Origin of the sequence: Mycobacterium sp. (assembly GCF_036488105.1) — a bacterium.
GTDB lineage: Bacteria > Actinomycetota > Actinomycetes > Mycobacteriales > Mycobacteriaceae > Mycobacterium.
Window position 1 is genome coordinate 1 of sequence record NZ_DASXHW010000532.1, and the last position, 13,832, is coordinate 13,832.

Below are 13,832 nucleotides of genomic sequence, written 5' to 3' on the forward strand. Positions count from 1 at the left end.
TGCTGGCCGACGCCGACATCACCGAGACGGGCCGACCGGCCGAGCTGCTGCGCGCCGCGCAGGAGCACCTGGCCGGTGGCGATGCTCAGCAGCTTTTCGTCGTCGACGACGCACACCACCTCGACCATCTGTCCGCGACACTGATCTACCAGCTGGCGGTCGGCGGCTCGGCGCGGCTGATCGTCACGATCCGGTCAGGCGCCGCGCTGCCCGATGCGGTCGCGGCGCTGTGGGCCGACGAGTTGCTGAACCGCGTCGAGGTCGGGCCGCTGGACGCAGCAGCGACGACGGCCTTGCTGCAATCAGTCCTGCCGACGCCGCCGGATGCCGGGGTGGTCGGCGAGGCGTTTGCCCACAGCCAGGGCAACCCGCTTCACTTGCGGCACCTGGTCGACAGCGGCGACCTGACCAATGGCGCCACCCTGCCGGCCCTGATCGACGGCTACCTGTCCGGTCTGCCGTCAACAGCGCGCACAGTCCTGGACTACCTGGCACTGGCTGAGCCGCTGCGGCGCGGGGATGTGACGGCGTTGGCCGGCGAGGGCGCCGTCGACCAGGCCGAAGCCGTAGCCGCGGTGGCCATCCACGACGACCTGGTCTATTCGGCGCATCCGCTCTACACCGCCCGCGCGGGTGCGGCGCTGGCGCCCGACGCCGCGCGGGCGCTGCGCATGTCGCTGGTCGAACAGCTCACCGCCGGCCCGTCCATCCATGTCGGCGACCAGCTGCGGCTCGCGGCGCTGGCCGTCGAAAGCGACAACCCCGACGCGGTCGACGACTTCGTGTCGGCGGCCCAGCATGCGCTGCGGTTCGGCGAGCTTGAGCTGGCCGAGCAGCTCGCCCAGGCGGCGCTGGACCGCACCGGCGGACTGCCCGCGCGGCTGGCCCTGGGTTACGCGCTGGCCTGGCAGGGCCGCGGACGGCAGGCCGACTCGGTGCTGGCCGCGGTGAACCCGGACCAGTTGTCGCCGTCCGAGCTGATGGCGTGGGCACTGCCACGGGCGGCCAACCAGTTCTGGATGCTCAGCGAGCCGGCCCAGGCCACCGCGTTTCTGCAGTCCACCCGGAACCGGGTTTCGTCGCCGACGGCGCAGGCCACCCTCGACGCACTCGCGGCGACCTTCGCGATGAACGCGGGAACGCCGTTGCGCACGTTGCGGATCGCCGGCGAGGTGCTGGCATCCCCGCACGCCGACGGCGTGGCTGTCGGGTGGGCTGCCTCGGCGGCGGCGCTGAGCTCGGCCCGCACCGGACAATTCGACGACGTCGAAGCGCTGGCCCGGCAGGCGACGGCCGCCGATCATCCCGGGCTGCTGAGGTTCACCAGCGGCTTCGGCCGGATCACCGCGCTGGTGATGGCGGGCCGGCTTACCGAGGCGCGGGCGCTGGCGCAGCGCTACACCAACTTCGCCGAGCTGCAGCAGCCGGGCCGGGCGATCGGCGAGACGTTGGTGGGCTACGTGGCGATCGCGCAGGGCGACTTCGACGAGGCCGTGACGCTGCTGAGCCGGGCCGCCGACCCGCTGGCGCGCACCGGCTATTCGTGGAGCCCGCTGTCGTTGATGTTGCTGGCGCAGGCACTCGGCCAGCAAGGCGAACAACTCGAGGCCGCAAAGGTTTTGAGTCGGGCCGAGTCGCGCCACGGGCTGAAGTCGACGTTGTTCGCGCCGGAGTTGGCGTTGGCCAAGGCGTGGTCGAAAGCCGCTCGCGGCGACACGACGGGCGCGATCGAAGCCGCCCGCGAGGCGGTGCAGACCGCCGAACGCGGCGGTCAGTCGGCGATCGCGCTGCGAGCACTGCAGGATGCGGCCCGCCTTGGCGATGTGCGCGCCGTGCAGCGGGCCGAACGGTTGGCGATCGAAGTGAACTGCGTGTTGGGACGGCTGACGCTGGCGCACGCCCGGGCGTTGGCCGCCGGCGATGCCGGCGCGCTGACCGAGGTCGCCGCCGACCTTGCCGATCGCGGACTGCACCCTGCGGCCGCCGACGCGTCCGCCCAAGCGCAGCGCGTCTAGGCCTAGGCGCTCAGGTATCCCCGCAGCATCGTCACGGCGTCGGTGATCTGGTGGATGGGCACCAGCTCGTCGCGGGTGTGCGCGAGGTTGGGATCGCCGGGCCCGTAGTTGACCGCGGCGATGCCACGCGCGGCGAACCGCGATACGTCGGTCCATCCGTATTTCGCCCGCACCTGCCCGCCGGCGGCGTCGACGAGGTGCTGCGCCGCCGGGTTGGACAGCCCGGGCAGCGCTCCGACGGCGGAGTCGGTCTGCTCGATCCGCACGTCGAGGCCGTCGAGCACCTCATGGACGTGGTCCAGCGCAGCCTCCGGCGATCGGTCGGGCGCGAAGCGGAAGTTCACCGTCACCGAGGCCGCGTCGGGGATGACGTTGCCGGCAACGCCGCCGTCGATCCGGACCGCCGACAATCCCTCGCGATAAGTGCAGCCGTCGATCTCGACACTGCGGGCCCGGTAGGCCGCGAGCCGATCCAGCACCGCAGCCAGCTTGTGAATGGCGTTGTCGCCCAACCATGCTCGCGCGGAGTGGGCACGAGTCCCGTCAGCCTGAACGATGACTCGCAGTGTTCCCTGGCACCCCGCCTCGATGTACCCGCCGGTCGGTTCGCCGAGGATGGCCACGTCGGCCGTCAGCCAATCCGGCAACTCACGTTCGATCCTCCCCAAACCATTTGCCGCCGAATCGATTTCCTCGCAGTCGTAGAACACCAGCGTCACATCGTGGGCAGGCGCGGTGACGGTGGCGGCCAGATGCAGGAACACCGCGTCACCGGACTTCATATCTGTTGTGCCGCAACCATGTAGCGATTCGGCGTCTCGACGGCTCGGCAGATTACCGGCCGCCGGGACCGTGTCGAGGTGGCCGGCCAGCAACACCCGCGTCGGACGGCCCAGCGCGGTGCGGGCAAGCACGGCATTGCCGTTGCGGATGATCTCGAAGCCTGATGTCTGCGTCCGCAGCGCGGCCTCGACCTCGTCAGCGATGCGAGCTTCGTGCCGCGACTCGCTGGGGATGTCGACCAGAGCTGCGGTCAGCTCAATCGGGTCGCCGCGTAGGTCCAGCACGACTCCAGCGTAGTGGGTGGGTAGCGTGGACCACGTGACTGCAGCCTCAGGTATTGGTGTGGCGACCTTGGCCGGCAACGGGTCGGTCCTCGACACCTGGTTTCCCGCACCGGAATTGATCGACTCGGGCCAAAGCGGCACGACGCGGTTGTCGGTGGCCGAGGTGCCCGACGAGTTGGCGGCGCTGGCCGGACGCGACGACGAGCGCTACACCGAGACCGTCCTGGTGCGCACGGTGATCGGCTCGCTGGACGACCCGGCCGCCGACGCCTACGACGCCTATCTGCGATTGCATCTGCTCTCCCATCGACTGGTCGCTCCGCACGGGCTCAACGCCGACGGGATGTTCGGGGTGCTGACCAACGTGGTGTGGACCAACTACGGGCCGTGCGCGGTCGACGGTTTCGAGACGGTGCGGGCGCGACTGCGCCGCCGCGGCCCGGTCGTGGTCTACGGCGTGGACAAATTCCCCCGCATGGTCGACTACGTCGTGCCGACCGGGGTGCGCATCGCCGATGCCGACCGGGTGCGGCTGGGCGCGCATCTGGCGTCGGGAACGACGGTGATGCACGAGGGCTTCGTCAACTTCAATGCGGGCACGCTGGGCGCCTCGATGGTGGAGGGCCGCATCTCGGCAGGCGTGGTGGTCGGCGACGGTTCAGACATCGGCGGCGGCGCGTCGATCATGGGCACGCTGTCCGGTGGTGGCACAGAAGTGATCTCGGTCGGCAAGCACTGTCTGCTGGGCGCCAACTCCGGGCTGGGCATCCCGCTGGGTGACGACTGCGTCGTCGAAGCCGGCCTGTATGTCACCGCAGGCACCAAAGTCGCTCTCCCCGATGGCAATTCGGTCAAGGCCCGGGAGCTTGCCGGCAGCAGCAACCTGCTGTTCCGCCGTAACTCGGTGACCGGCGCTGTCGAGGTGGTGTCACGCGACGGCCGCGGCATCGCCCTGAACGAGGATCTGCACGCGAATTAGGCGCTGCGATCAGTCACCGCCCGGAAGCGATTATTTCGTGGGCGGCGTGGCGAGCCTCTGCGGGCAGTACACGTGCGACGCGGCTAGGTTGATGGCGTAGAACTGATCTGGTCGCACGCCCTGTCTGTACAGGTCTGGCCTCGCGGGCAGCTGGACACCTCTTGTCCTGTCGCAAAACTGGCGAGCGTATTCAAGCAAGGTGTTGTCGTCGCCTCCGATGTTATTGTTATGCACCATTTCGAGGAACTGTTGGTCCCGTGGGTCGGCGTGCGCATCCGGTGCCGCTAAACCAGTTGCGGCCGTCGCGCTCGCTACTGCGATGAGAGTTGCAACACGGCGAAACATTGTGCACGACCCCTTGATGAAGTTGCAGAATCGACGGCAGCGTATGCGCGATTACTCTCGCACCTGGCGCGTGACGAGGCCTTTAGTGGACCGAGAATCGATGATGCACCGGGAATCGACCTGCTCACCTTCTCGTTCGTCGCCGTAGTAGACGCGATACCCCTCGATGACCGTCGTGTCGCCATCGGAGTGCTTCTCAGTGACACTCGCTGTGCCGTCCGCCGTTCGGGTGACGGTAAACCACTGACCGGACTCGGGATCTTGGATCGTGTCACCCTCCTGGATCTTGGCCAGCGGCACCTGCTCTGTTGCATGTTCCGAACTCATTACCCTCCCCGATCGTCGTGGTGGTTGCCTGCGTCCGCGATCACCTTGAGGATTCTCTGGTTGACGACACGGGTCAATCCCAGCTTTACTGCCGCTGGCCGCCGACTTTCAGGTCGGCGAGCCGGCTGCCTTTGCGGTGGCCTTGCACGTCTCGCCAGCCTCGGAATTACCCAGCGCCGTCGGACAATTCGAGTTCTGGGTCCGCTGGCGACCCATCGGCGGTTCGAGTGGACTGAAGTTCGGTTCCCTTGGTCTCGGGCAGCAGGTAGGTGCACACCAGCCCGGTCAGGGCGAGCGCGGCCAGCATGGGACCGATGGCCCAGCTGCCGTAAGTCGCTTGCAGCGTGCCGGCGATCAGCGGGGGCACGGCACCACCGAGGATGCCGGCCAGGTTGATCGCCAACGCGGATCCGCTGTAGCGGTAGCGGGTGGCAAACAGCTCGGGAATGAAGGCTCCCGTGGGCCCGGAGCCGATTCCGCCGATCGCGCACATACCGAAAATGGCCACCGCGTAGAGCACCGGCTTTCCGGTGTCGATCAACGGAGTCACCGCCAGTGCCCAGGGCACACACCCCGCCCAGCCCAGCAGCATCATCCGACGGCGCCCGACTCTGTCGCACAGGGTGGCCGATAGCGCGACGAACGCGATGCTGACCAGCCCACCCAGCGCACCGACAGTCCAGATGAAGCTGCGGGTGTAGCCCAATTCGGAGTGGGCGTACCTGGTCAGGTAGGTGTTCGACATGTAGACGAAGGACATACCGCCCAGGATGCTGCCGCCGGCCAGGGCGATCTCCCGGCGCTGCAACCGCCACAACTCGGCGATCGGGGCTCTCGGGAGCAGGTTTCGGGCCTTCTCCGCGACGAACACCGGAGTCTCGTCGATCCGCATCCGCACATAGAAGGCGATGGCGATCAGGCCGGCGCTGACCAGGAACGGAATCCGCCACCCCCACTGCATGAACGCAGGACTGTTCTCGCCGATGGTGAAGTTCACGACCAAAAACGTCAGGCTTGAGAGCACCACCGCGGTTCCGCCGCCGAGCAGCGTGAACATCCCGTAGCGGCCGCGCCGGCTGTCCGGGGCGTATTCGGCGCTCAGCAGCGCCGAGCCCGCCCATTCCCCGCCTACGGCAAACCCTTGCAGCAAACGCAGCGCAACCAAGATCAACGGGGCTGCCACTCCGATGGTCGCTGTGCTGGGCACAACGCCCACGGACATGGTGGAGACGGCCATGATCAGCAAGGTCGCGATCAGAGTCTTTTTTCGGCCCAGCCGATCGCCGAAGTAGCCGAAGGCGAGCCCGCCGATCGGCCGCGACACGAACGCGCTGGCAAATGTGCCCATCGAGGCGATCGTGCCCAGCGCCGGGCTGAGATGTGGAAAGAAAACGGTGGGAAACACCAGCGCCGCCGCGGTGCCGTAGATCATGAAGTCGTAGAACTCGATCGCCGAGCCCACCAGACACGCCGCGGCAACTCGCCGCATTGGCGTGGCGCTGCATCTCTGCACGGTTACGACGGTAGGAGAAACCGAGGCTGGTGTCACACTCGCCGCGCGTTAGCTTTCCGTCAACAATTGCTTTTTGAGCACCTTGCCCATCGCGTTGCGGGGGAGGTCAGCCACGATCCGGACCTCACGCGGCCGCTTGTGTACCGAAAGCTGTTGTGCTACATAGTCGATCAGCTCCTGCGGCTCGGCTTCGCCGACGATGAACGCGACGATCCGCTGGCCCAGGTCTTCATCGGGCAGCCCGACCACCGCGGCCTCGGCCACGCCCGGATGCCCAAGCAGCACCGTCTCGATTTCCCCCGCACCGACCCGGTACCCACCCGACTTGATCAGGTCCACCGACTCGCGGCCGACGATGCGATGCATGCCGTCGCCGTCGATCACCGCGGCGTCTCCGGTGCGATACCAACCGTCGGCGTCAAAGGCTTCCGCCGTCGCGTCCGGCCGGTTCAGGTAGCCGTTGAACAGCGTCGGTCCCCGAACCTGCAGCCGCCCAATGGTTTCCGCGTCGTGCGGCACCGGATTGTCGTCGTCGTCGACCAGGCGGGTCTCGATGCCGGTCAGCGGCAGACCTACCCAGCCGGGACGGCGCTCACCGTCGGCGCGGGTGGACAGGGTGATCAACGATTCGGTCGCGCCGTAGCGCTCGACCGGCGCATGGCCGATGAGCCGGACCAACTGGTCGAACACCGGGACCGGCAGACCGGCACTGCCGGACACCAGCAGGCGCGCCGACCGCAGCGCCTCGGCGGCGGCCGCGTCAGCCACCACCCGCGACCACACCGTCGGCACGCCGAAGTACAGCGTGCCGCGAGCTGCCGCATACGCTTCAGGCGTCGGTTTTCCGGTGTGCACGAAGCGATTTCCGACTCGCAACGACCCGAGCAGGCCCAACACCAGGCCGTGCACGTGGAACAGCGGCAACCCGTGCACGAGCGTGTCCTCGGCGGTCCACTGCCAGGCCTCGGCCAGCGCGTCCAGATCCGCGGCGATCGCCTGACCGCTCAGCTGCACCCCTTTGGGCGGCCCCGTTGTGCCCGACGTGTAGATGATCAGCGCGGTGTCCTGCGGCGACGGCTCGGGTTGGCGATGCCAGGACCGGGCGCCCATCCGCACCGGGATGTGCGGCAACCCCTCCGGCTCGTCGGGCACCGGACCCAGCCAGGCCTGCGCGCCGGAGTCGGTGAGGATGTGGCGGCGTTCGGTCTGCCCGACATCGGCCGGCACCGGGACCACCGGCACCCCGGCGATCAGGCAGCCGGCGATGGCCAGCGCAGTCGGCGCGGTGGGCGTGGCCAGCACCGCGATCCGGTCCGCACCGCGGACTCGTTCGGCCACCGAATTGGCGGCCCCGACCACGTCACTTCGGCTGAGCGTGACATCGCCGAAGCGGACGGCGTCCTCGAGATCATGGCCACCCGCGACAACGGACGGGTCCAGCGAGGTCAGCAGCACGTCAGCAGGGTACCCGGCGCCGGTACTGGCCGGGCGACGGTCCGCTCGTAATTTTGCTGACGACCGTCATTGACGGGCGCCAATGAAATTGACTACCGTGGCCGAATGCAGTCGAGCGCCGAAGCCCCTTCACCCGGTTTGGGAGTGCGCGAGGCGCAGCGGCTCGCGACGCGCGCGCGGGTGTTCGACGCCGCGTTGGCCGAAATCGGCCGGTCCGGATTGGCCGGCGCCGATGTCGCGACGATCGCCACGGCAGCTGGAGTGGTGCGGGGCACGTTCTACTTCCATTTCCCGACCAAGGAGCACGTACTGGTCGAGTTGGAACGAGCCGAAGAGGCGAAGATCGTGTCCAAGCTTGGCAGCAGAACGACCGAGCCAGGCGATTTGATCGCGCTGCTGAGTCTTCTGATCCGGCAGGTGCTCGTTGCTGAACGGCGTTGGGGCCCAGTGGTTTTCCGGGACATGTTGGGATTGCACTTCTCAGCAACACGGCCGGTCGAAGACGAGTTGACCGTGCATCCGTTGGCGCAGTATCTCATTGAGGTCTTGGCGCGCGCTCAAGCTGCCGGACAGGTACGTCGCGACGCCCAACCCGGCGAACTCGGCGTCATCTTCCTGACCGGCCTGTTCGCCTTGCTGGCCACCGGATTAGGACCGTCGCGGGCGCGGACAGCGCTACTCGACACGTATGTCACGACGATCGTTCAGGGAATGGAGGCACCATGAGTAATTCAGGTATCGAGGGCTACCGCGACTTCCTGGTACGGCGTGACGGAGACGCCGACCTGTTGCACCGCCGCTTGGGCAGCCGCGAGAAATTCTTCTCCGCGCTGGAGACCGACCCAATCCAATCGAGCTATCCGATCGACCGGGATATGTTCCTGCGCAACCTTCGACGCCGCCGTCCCGAACCGGACGTCGATCCGAAGATGCTGTTCTTGTTAGCCACCGCCAAGCTGAACCAGGCGGAGCGATTCGGGGTGGATCTGGGCGATACCTACGGCCGGATCGGCGGCGAGGACCAGGCGCCGGAACGGATTTATCTCGCCCTCGAGGAGCACTACCACACCCGCCTGCTGGCCTATGTGCTCGACATGTTCGGCCTGCCCTTCCAGGTCGTTGTTCCGCCTTTGGTGATGCGCCAGTTCGTGAAAATGGAAGTATTCCTGCCCGAGCGATTCGGGTTCCCCTTCGTGGGCGCCGCAGAAATGGCCGGCTGCATCATGTTCGACGAGCTACGCCGGATCGGCGTCGAGTTATTCGCTGACGAGCCTGGTGTTGCAGAGCGGATCCATTTGCTCTACACCGAGATACTCACCGACGAGATCGGCCACGTCGGCTACTGCGCGGCTCGCTGTAGCCGACCGGAGCGGACGCTGATGCGTTGGCTGTACCCGTATTTCGGGCGCCTGTTCGCGCGCCAGACCGTGGAGATCAATCTGCTGACCGATCGCGAGAAGTTACGCGCCCGCCTCGGCCGGCCCTTCGACGTCGACGAACTGACCATCGGTATGTCGAATGAAACCTTTCTGGCTGCGCACCCCTGACCTAGGTATTCATCACCCGTTCGCCGATCACACGGTCGCGGCGCAGGGCGTCGAGCTCGTCACGGGATAACCCGAGGCCGCCGAGGATCTCGTCGTTGTGCTGCCCGAGCGTGGGCGCGGCGAAACGGTGATGACGAGCCGGTCCGGGGCTGATCCGAAACGGCCACCCGGGATAATGGTGATGACCGGTGACGGCGTGCTCGAAATCCTCGTAGAACCCGCGGGCGTCCAGCCCGGGCAGCTCATACATCCGCTCGGGCCTCGTCACCTCTTCGGCGGGAATGTCGTGTTCCCGAAGGGCGGCAACGACACCGGCGGCCGACCGTCTTCGCGTCCAGGCCGCGACCGCGTCATCGAAGGCGTCGTGATCATCGGCCGGCAGGTCAGGGCGATCCATCGCGTGCGCCAGCCGCGACCAGTCGGCATCGTCGCGCACCGACAGGGCCACCCACGTGTCGTCGCTGTCGGTCGGGTAGACGCCCTGGCGGCAGCCCCGCCGCCGGTTGCCCTCGCGCGGTGCGACGATGCCGTTCATCGAATACTCGATCACCGGTTCGGCGGTGACGGCGGCGCCGACTTCGATTTGCGCGACCTCGATCAGCTGGCCTTCGCCGGTGCGACGACGATGGTCGAGCGCTGCGAGCAACGCCACCCCGGCGTGCACACCGACGATGGGGTCGGCGGGGCCCTGCACATTGCACGGCGGACCTTGCGGATAGCCGGTCACCGCCGACATGCCGGACACCTGCTCGATGTTCAGCGCCCAGCCAACGTAATCGCGCCACGGGCCGTCCAGGCCGAAGCCCGGCATGCGAACCGCGATCACGTCAGGGCGCAGCGCGGCCAGCGATTCGTAATCCAGCCCGAACTGCTCCACCACCCGCGGGGAGAAGTTCTCCACGACGACGTCGGCCTGCGCGGCCAGCCGACGGGCGAGCTCGCGGCCCGCCGGCGAGCTCAAATCCAGCGTGACGGCCCGCTTGTTCAGGTTGGTGGCCTGCCACAACGGGCTGCGCTCATACCAATCCTCGCCCTCGAACGGCTGAGCGCCCGAATACCGAAATCCGTCCGGCCGTTGAATCGACTCGAGCTTGACGACGTCGGCGCCGAATGCACCGAGATAGCAGGTGAGATATCCGCCCGCCCAAAATGTAGTCAGGTCAAGCACTTTCAGGCCCGCAAACGGCAGCGACGGATCCGCAACCGGATCGGCGGCCGGTCGTCGCGGTGGGTGATCGCTTCCCGACCTATCTCCCAGGCGCGGTGCGGGACGGGCGGGCACTGTCGGTGTCTTCGAGAGGCGAAACGGCGGGCCCGGCCGTCGAAACGACCAGTCCCTCCCGCCGCCGTCGACGAAGAATCCCCGCTTGGCGTACTGCGGATTCTCCAGCGCCCCAAGGCCGTCGGCGACAGGAGCGGCCGGAATGCGAAGTGCCTGACTGAGTTCGACGATGTCGGCGACGGTTCGCTTGTCCAGCCACGGCTGCGCCGCCGCGTAGAACTCGGCACGCTCGGGCCCGCCCATCATGATCGCGAACTGCTGCTCGCCGTACTCCGGAAGCCCGAGCATGGCGCACACGTCGAGCCAGTGCTGCCCGGTCAGGCAGTTGATCCCGACCCAGCCGTCGGCGGCGCGGACCACACCCAGCATCGGAGACTGGCGCACGTTGGTGGGCAGGCCGAGCGCGCGCATCCGCTCGAACATCAGCATCGGGTACGGCAGCGTCGACAGCAGTGCCTCCAATTCGGAGACGTCGACCTCGGTCACCTGACCGGCCGGGGCGATCCGCAACGCGGTCAGCGCGCCCAGCGCGGCATAGGCGCCCGCGACGTATTCGGCGATTCGGGCGCCGGCCTGCACCGGCGGCCGGTCGGGGTCGCGTGCGCTGATCCAGCCCGATATCGCCTGCATGGTCAGCGGTGTGGCATCGCGATCCCGAAATGGCCCGTGCTGTCCGAAATTTGAGATTCGCACGATAATCAGCCGGGAATCGTGCGGCTCCAGCGTCGCCAGGGTTCCGGGAGATGACGCGTCGATCAGCACGTCGGCGTCGGCGACGAGGCCACGAGCGGCCGCCGTATCGCTGTCGCGGGTGAGGTCCAAGATTGCGCCGCGTTTTCCCGCGTTGAGGTATTCGAACAACCCGGACCGATCGGGGTCGGGTTCACCGCCGGGAAACGGGCCCCACCGCCGCAGCGGATCACCTTCCGGCCCTTCGATTTTCGTGACATCGGCGCCGAGGTCGACGAGCAGTTTGCCGCAGTACGGACCCGAGATCTCGTCGGCGATCTCGACCACCCGAAGCCCATCGAGGGGGGCTGTCACGCCGGCAATCCCATGGCCTTCGGCTCCATGTACTGACGAATTCCGACGATCCCGCCGCTCTCCCGGCCGATCCCGCTCTGATTGAACCCGCCGAACGGCGCGCCGCCCGGCCCGAACCCGTTGACCGCGATCTGCCCGGTGCGGACCCGGCGGGCGATGGCGAGCCCACGGTCGACGTCGGTGCCCCACACCGCGCCGGACAGCCCGTACTGCGAGTTGTTCGCGATCCGGACCGCGTCGTCGTCGTCGCGATAGCGCAGCACCGACAGCACCGGCCCGAATACCTCTTCCTGGGCGATGGTGGCGTCCGGCGTGACCTCGGTGAGGATGGTCGGCTCGAAGTAGTAGCCGCCGTCCAAACCGGCCGGCCGACCGCCGCCGGTCGCCAGCTTGGCGCCGTCATTGAGCGCCCGATCTACGTGTGCCTGAACGCGTTCGCGCTGTGCGGCGCTGATCAATGGGCCCATCTGCACGTCGGGATCGGTGGGGTCACCGACCTTGACGGCCCGGGCCATCGCGACCAGCCGATCGACCACCTCGTCGTGGATCGCGTCGGGCAGCAGCATCCGGCTGTGCAGAATGCACGCCTGCCCGGCGTGAAATGAGCAGGACTCGAACAACATCCGCTGCAGCAACTCGTCATCCAGCGTGACGTCGTCGAGCACGATGCTGGCTGACTTACCTCCGCATTCGAGCAGTAGCCGTTTCATCGTCCCGCCGGCCGCTGCCATCACCTCGCGGCCGACCACCGAGCTCCCGGTGAAGCTGACCATGTCGATCCGCGGGTCGACGGTCAGCAGCTTGCTGGATTCGATGTCGGTCGGGGTCACGACATTGACCACACCCGGTGGAATATCGGTGTGCTCGTCGATGATTCGGGCCAGCGCCAATCCGGCCAGCGGCGTCAGCGGCGACGGCTTGAGCACGACGGTGTTGCCCGCGGCCAGCGCGGCGCAAACTTTCATCACGTTGAGGGTGTGCGGAAAATTCCACGGCGTCAGGATCGACACCACGCCGAGCGGCTCGTAGCGCAGCAGCGTCTTGCCCGCGGCGCCGAAGGCATCGATCGGCTCTTCGATGGGATGGGTAGCGAGTTCGGCCGCGTTCAGCGCCGCGAACGCCGGCCCTTCGACATGGATCACCCGCTCGTTGGCCGTGCAGCCCCATTCCTGTTGCGCCAACGCGAAGAAATCGTCGGCATGCGCCAGCAGCGCCTCGCCGAGCTGGTTGAGGAACCCGGCCCGCTGGTCGGGCCCGGCGTCGGCCCACGGTCCGGAGTCGAAGGCGCGCCTGGCCGCCGCGATCGCGCTGTCGACTTGCGCGTGGCTCGGATCCGGCGCCGACGCGAACACCGCCTCGCTGGCGGGATTGACGTCGTCGTAGCGGCCCCCGGCACCAGCGACTCTGTCGGGGTCCACCCACTGGCCATCGATGTAGACCGCGTAGGTGTCGATCAACGAGCGGGGCTCAACCATATCGAGTCCTTTAGAGGTTCGGGGCCTTTAGACGGTCCGGCGGCTCAACGTTTGGTCTACACCTGTCGGCCCGTTGTCGTCAATGGTCGACTTCGCCGGGTTGCCTTCGGCGCTGCTAGTTCAGTTCAACAGCAAGCATATTGACATCGTGAGTGCCGTCAGAGTAAACAGAGTGCACCGGACAGATCGTATGAAAATGTACGATGATGCGCGTCGAGGAGGCCTGGGTGCACATGGAGTCCCGCTCGACCGTCCCGCTGCATTCGCCGGACTTCTACGCCGGCGACCCCTATCCCGCGTACCGGGAACTGCGCGCGACGGCGCCGGTGTGCTGGAACGACGTCACCAATTTCTGGGCCCTGTTGAAGTACGAGGACGTCCGGTTCGTCTCCAGCAGCCCAGCCGCGTTCACCTCGACCCAGGGCATCACCATCCCGGACCCGGCGATGCCGAGGCCGGTGCAGCCCGGAAGCCTGATCTTCACCGACCCGCCTCGCCACCGGCAGATGCGCAAGCTGATCAACTCCGGCTTCACCAGGCGCCGCGTTTCCGTACTCGAGCCGAAAATCCGCGAGATCGTCCGCGGCATCCTCGACGGCGTGGCAGTGGATTCGGTGCACGAGTTCGCCGAGGAGATCGCCGCTCCGCTGCCTACCCGACTGATCGCCGAGTTGATCGGTGCGCCGCCCGACGATTGGGAGCAATTCCGGGCCTGGTCCGATGCGGCCACCGGAACCGCTGACCCGGAGATCGAACTTGACCCGTTAGTGGCAGCCGGCCAGT

The 13,832-nt window shown here is 67.4% G+C and carries 11 protein-coding genes and 1 pseudogene; 5 read left to right on the forward strand and 7 right to left on the reverse strand.

Going from position 1 to position 13,832, the window contains the following annotated elements:
• On the forward strand, positions 1-2,015 hold a 2,015-nt coding region (locus VGH54_RS28015; RefSeq protein WP_414688830.1), incomplete at its 5' end, for an AAA family ATPase.
• Between the two features lie 2 nt (positions 2,016-2,017).
• Here the strand turns inward: VGH54_RS28015 and dapE are convergent.
• A complete protein-coding gene (gene dapE, locus VGH54_RS28020; RefSeq protein WP_331515404.1) occupies positions 2,018-3,082 on the reverse strand; it encodes a succinyl-diaminopimelate desuccinylase in 1,065 nt (354 codons plus the stop codon).
• Between the two features lie 25 nt (positions 3,083-3,107).
• Here dapE and dapD point away from each other — a divergent pair, with 25 nt between their 5' ends.
• Entirely contained in the window at positions 3,108-4,061 is a 954-nt protein-coding gene (gene dapD / locus VGH54_RS28025) for a 2,3,4,5-tetrahydropyridine-2,6-dicarboxylate N-succinyltransferase (RefSeq protein WP_331515405.1), read from the forward strand.
• A gap of 30 nt (positions 4,062-4,091) precedes the next feature.
• Here dapD and VGH54_RS30130 read toward each other — a convergent pair whose 3' ends face one another.
• The 4 genes from VGH54_RS30130 to VGH54_RS28040 all read right to left on the reverse strand — a co-directional run bounded on the left by VGH54_RS30130 (position 4,092) and on the right by VGH54_RS28040 (position 7,701).
• Positions 4,092-4,406 (reverse strand): DUF732 domain-containing protein, encoded by a 315-nt coding sequence (locus tag VGH54_RS30130; RefSeq protein WP_414688831.1) that lies wholly within the window; start codon positions 4,404-4,406, stop codon positions 4,092-4,094.
• 51 nt (positions 4,407-4,457) lie between these two features.
• Positions 4,458-4,733, reverse strand: a complete 276-nt coding sequence (locus tag VGH54_RS28030) for a hypothetical protein (RefSeq protein WP_331515407.1) — start codon at positions 4,731-4,733, stop codon at positions 4,458-4,460.
• Between the two features lie 166 nt (positions 4,734-4,899).
• Positions 4,900-6,222 carry an MFS transporter gene (locus VGH54_RS28035; RefSeq protein WP_331515416.1) on the reverse strand — a complete coding sequence of 441 codons (1,323 nt, stop codon included), beginning with the start codon at positions 6,220-6,222 and terminating at the stop codon, positions 4,900-4,902.
• Between the two features lie 72 nt (positions 6,223-6,294).
• A complete protein-coding gene (locus VGH54_RS28040) occupies positions 6,295-7,701 on the reverse strand; it encodes an acyl-CoA synthetase (RefSeq protein WP_331515409.1) in 1,407 nt (468 codons plus the stop codon).
• 105 nt (positions 7,702-7,806) lie between these two features.
• Between VGH54_RS28040 and VGH54_RS28045 the strand changes: the two genes are divergently transcribed.
• Positions 7,807-8,427 carry a TetR/AcrR family transcriptional regulator gene (locus tag VGH54_RS28045; RefSeq protein ID WP_331515410.1) on the forward strand — a complete coding sequence of 207 codons (621 nt, stop codon included), beginning with the start codon at positions 7,807-7,809 and terminating at the stop codon, positions 8,425-8,427.
• Positions 8,424-9,248 (forward strand): hypothetical protein, encoded by an 825-nt coding sequence (locus VGH54_RS28050; protein WP_331515411.1) that lies wholly within the window; start codon positions 8,424-8,426, stop codon positions 9,246-9,248. Before VGH54_RS28045 ends, VGH54_RS28050 begins: the two co-directional genes overlap by 4 nt.
• A gap of 1 nt (position 9,249) precedes the next feature.
• On the opposite strand, the gene VGH54_RS28055 is transcribed toward VGH54_RS28050, so the two are convergent.
• Positions 9,250-11,574 carry a CoA transferase gene (locus VGH54_RS28055; protein ID WP_331515412.1) on the reverse strand — a complete coding sequence of 775 codons (2,325 nt, stop codon included), beginning with the start codon at positions 11,572-11,574 and terminating at the stop codon, positions 9,250-9,252.
• Positions 11,571-13,049 carry an aldehyde dehydrogenase family protein gene (locus tag VGH54_RS28060; protein WP_331515414.1) on the reverse strand — a complete coding sequence of 493 codons (1,479 nt, stop codon included), beginning with the start codon at positions 13,047-13,049 and terminating at the stop codon, positions 11,571-11,573. Before VGH54_RS28060 ends, VGH54_RS28055 begins: the two co-directional genes overlap by 4 nt.
• A 233-nt stretch (positions 13,050-13,282) precedes the next feature.
• Here VGH54_RS28060 and VGH54_RS28065 point away from each other — a divergent pair.
• A pseudogene (locus VGH54_RS28065) lies at positions 13,283-13,832 on the forward strand (cytochrome P450); the annotation flags it as partial.

Coding starts and splice junctions, on each gene's coding strand:
- VGH54_RS28045 (WP_331515410.1), top strand. CDS start 7,807: ATGCAGTCGAGCGCCGAAGCCCCTTCACCCGGTTTGGGAGTGCGCGAG.
- VGH54_RS28060 (WP_331515414.1), bottom strand. CDS start 13,049: ATGGTTGAGCCCCGCTCGTTGATCGACACCTACGCGGTCTACATCGAT.
- VGH54_RS28050 (WP_331515411.1), top strand. CDS start 8,424: ATGAGTAATTCAGGTATCGAGGGCTACCGCGACTTCCTGGTACGGCGT.
- VGH54_RS28030 (WP_331515407.1), bottom strand. CDS start 4,733: ATGAGTTCGGAACATGCAACAGAGCAGGTGCCGCTGGCCAAGATCCAG.
- VGH54_RS30130 (WP_414688831.1), bottom strand. CDS start 4,406: ATGTTTCGCCGTGTTGCAACTCTCATCGCAGTAGCGAGCGCGACGGCC.
- VGH54_RS28035 (WP_331515416.1), bottom strand. CDS start 6,222: ATGCGGCGAGTTGCCGCGGCGTGTCTGGTGGGCTCGGCGATCGAGTTC.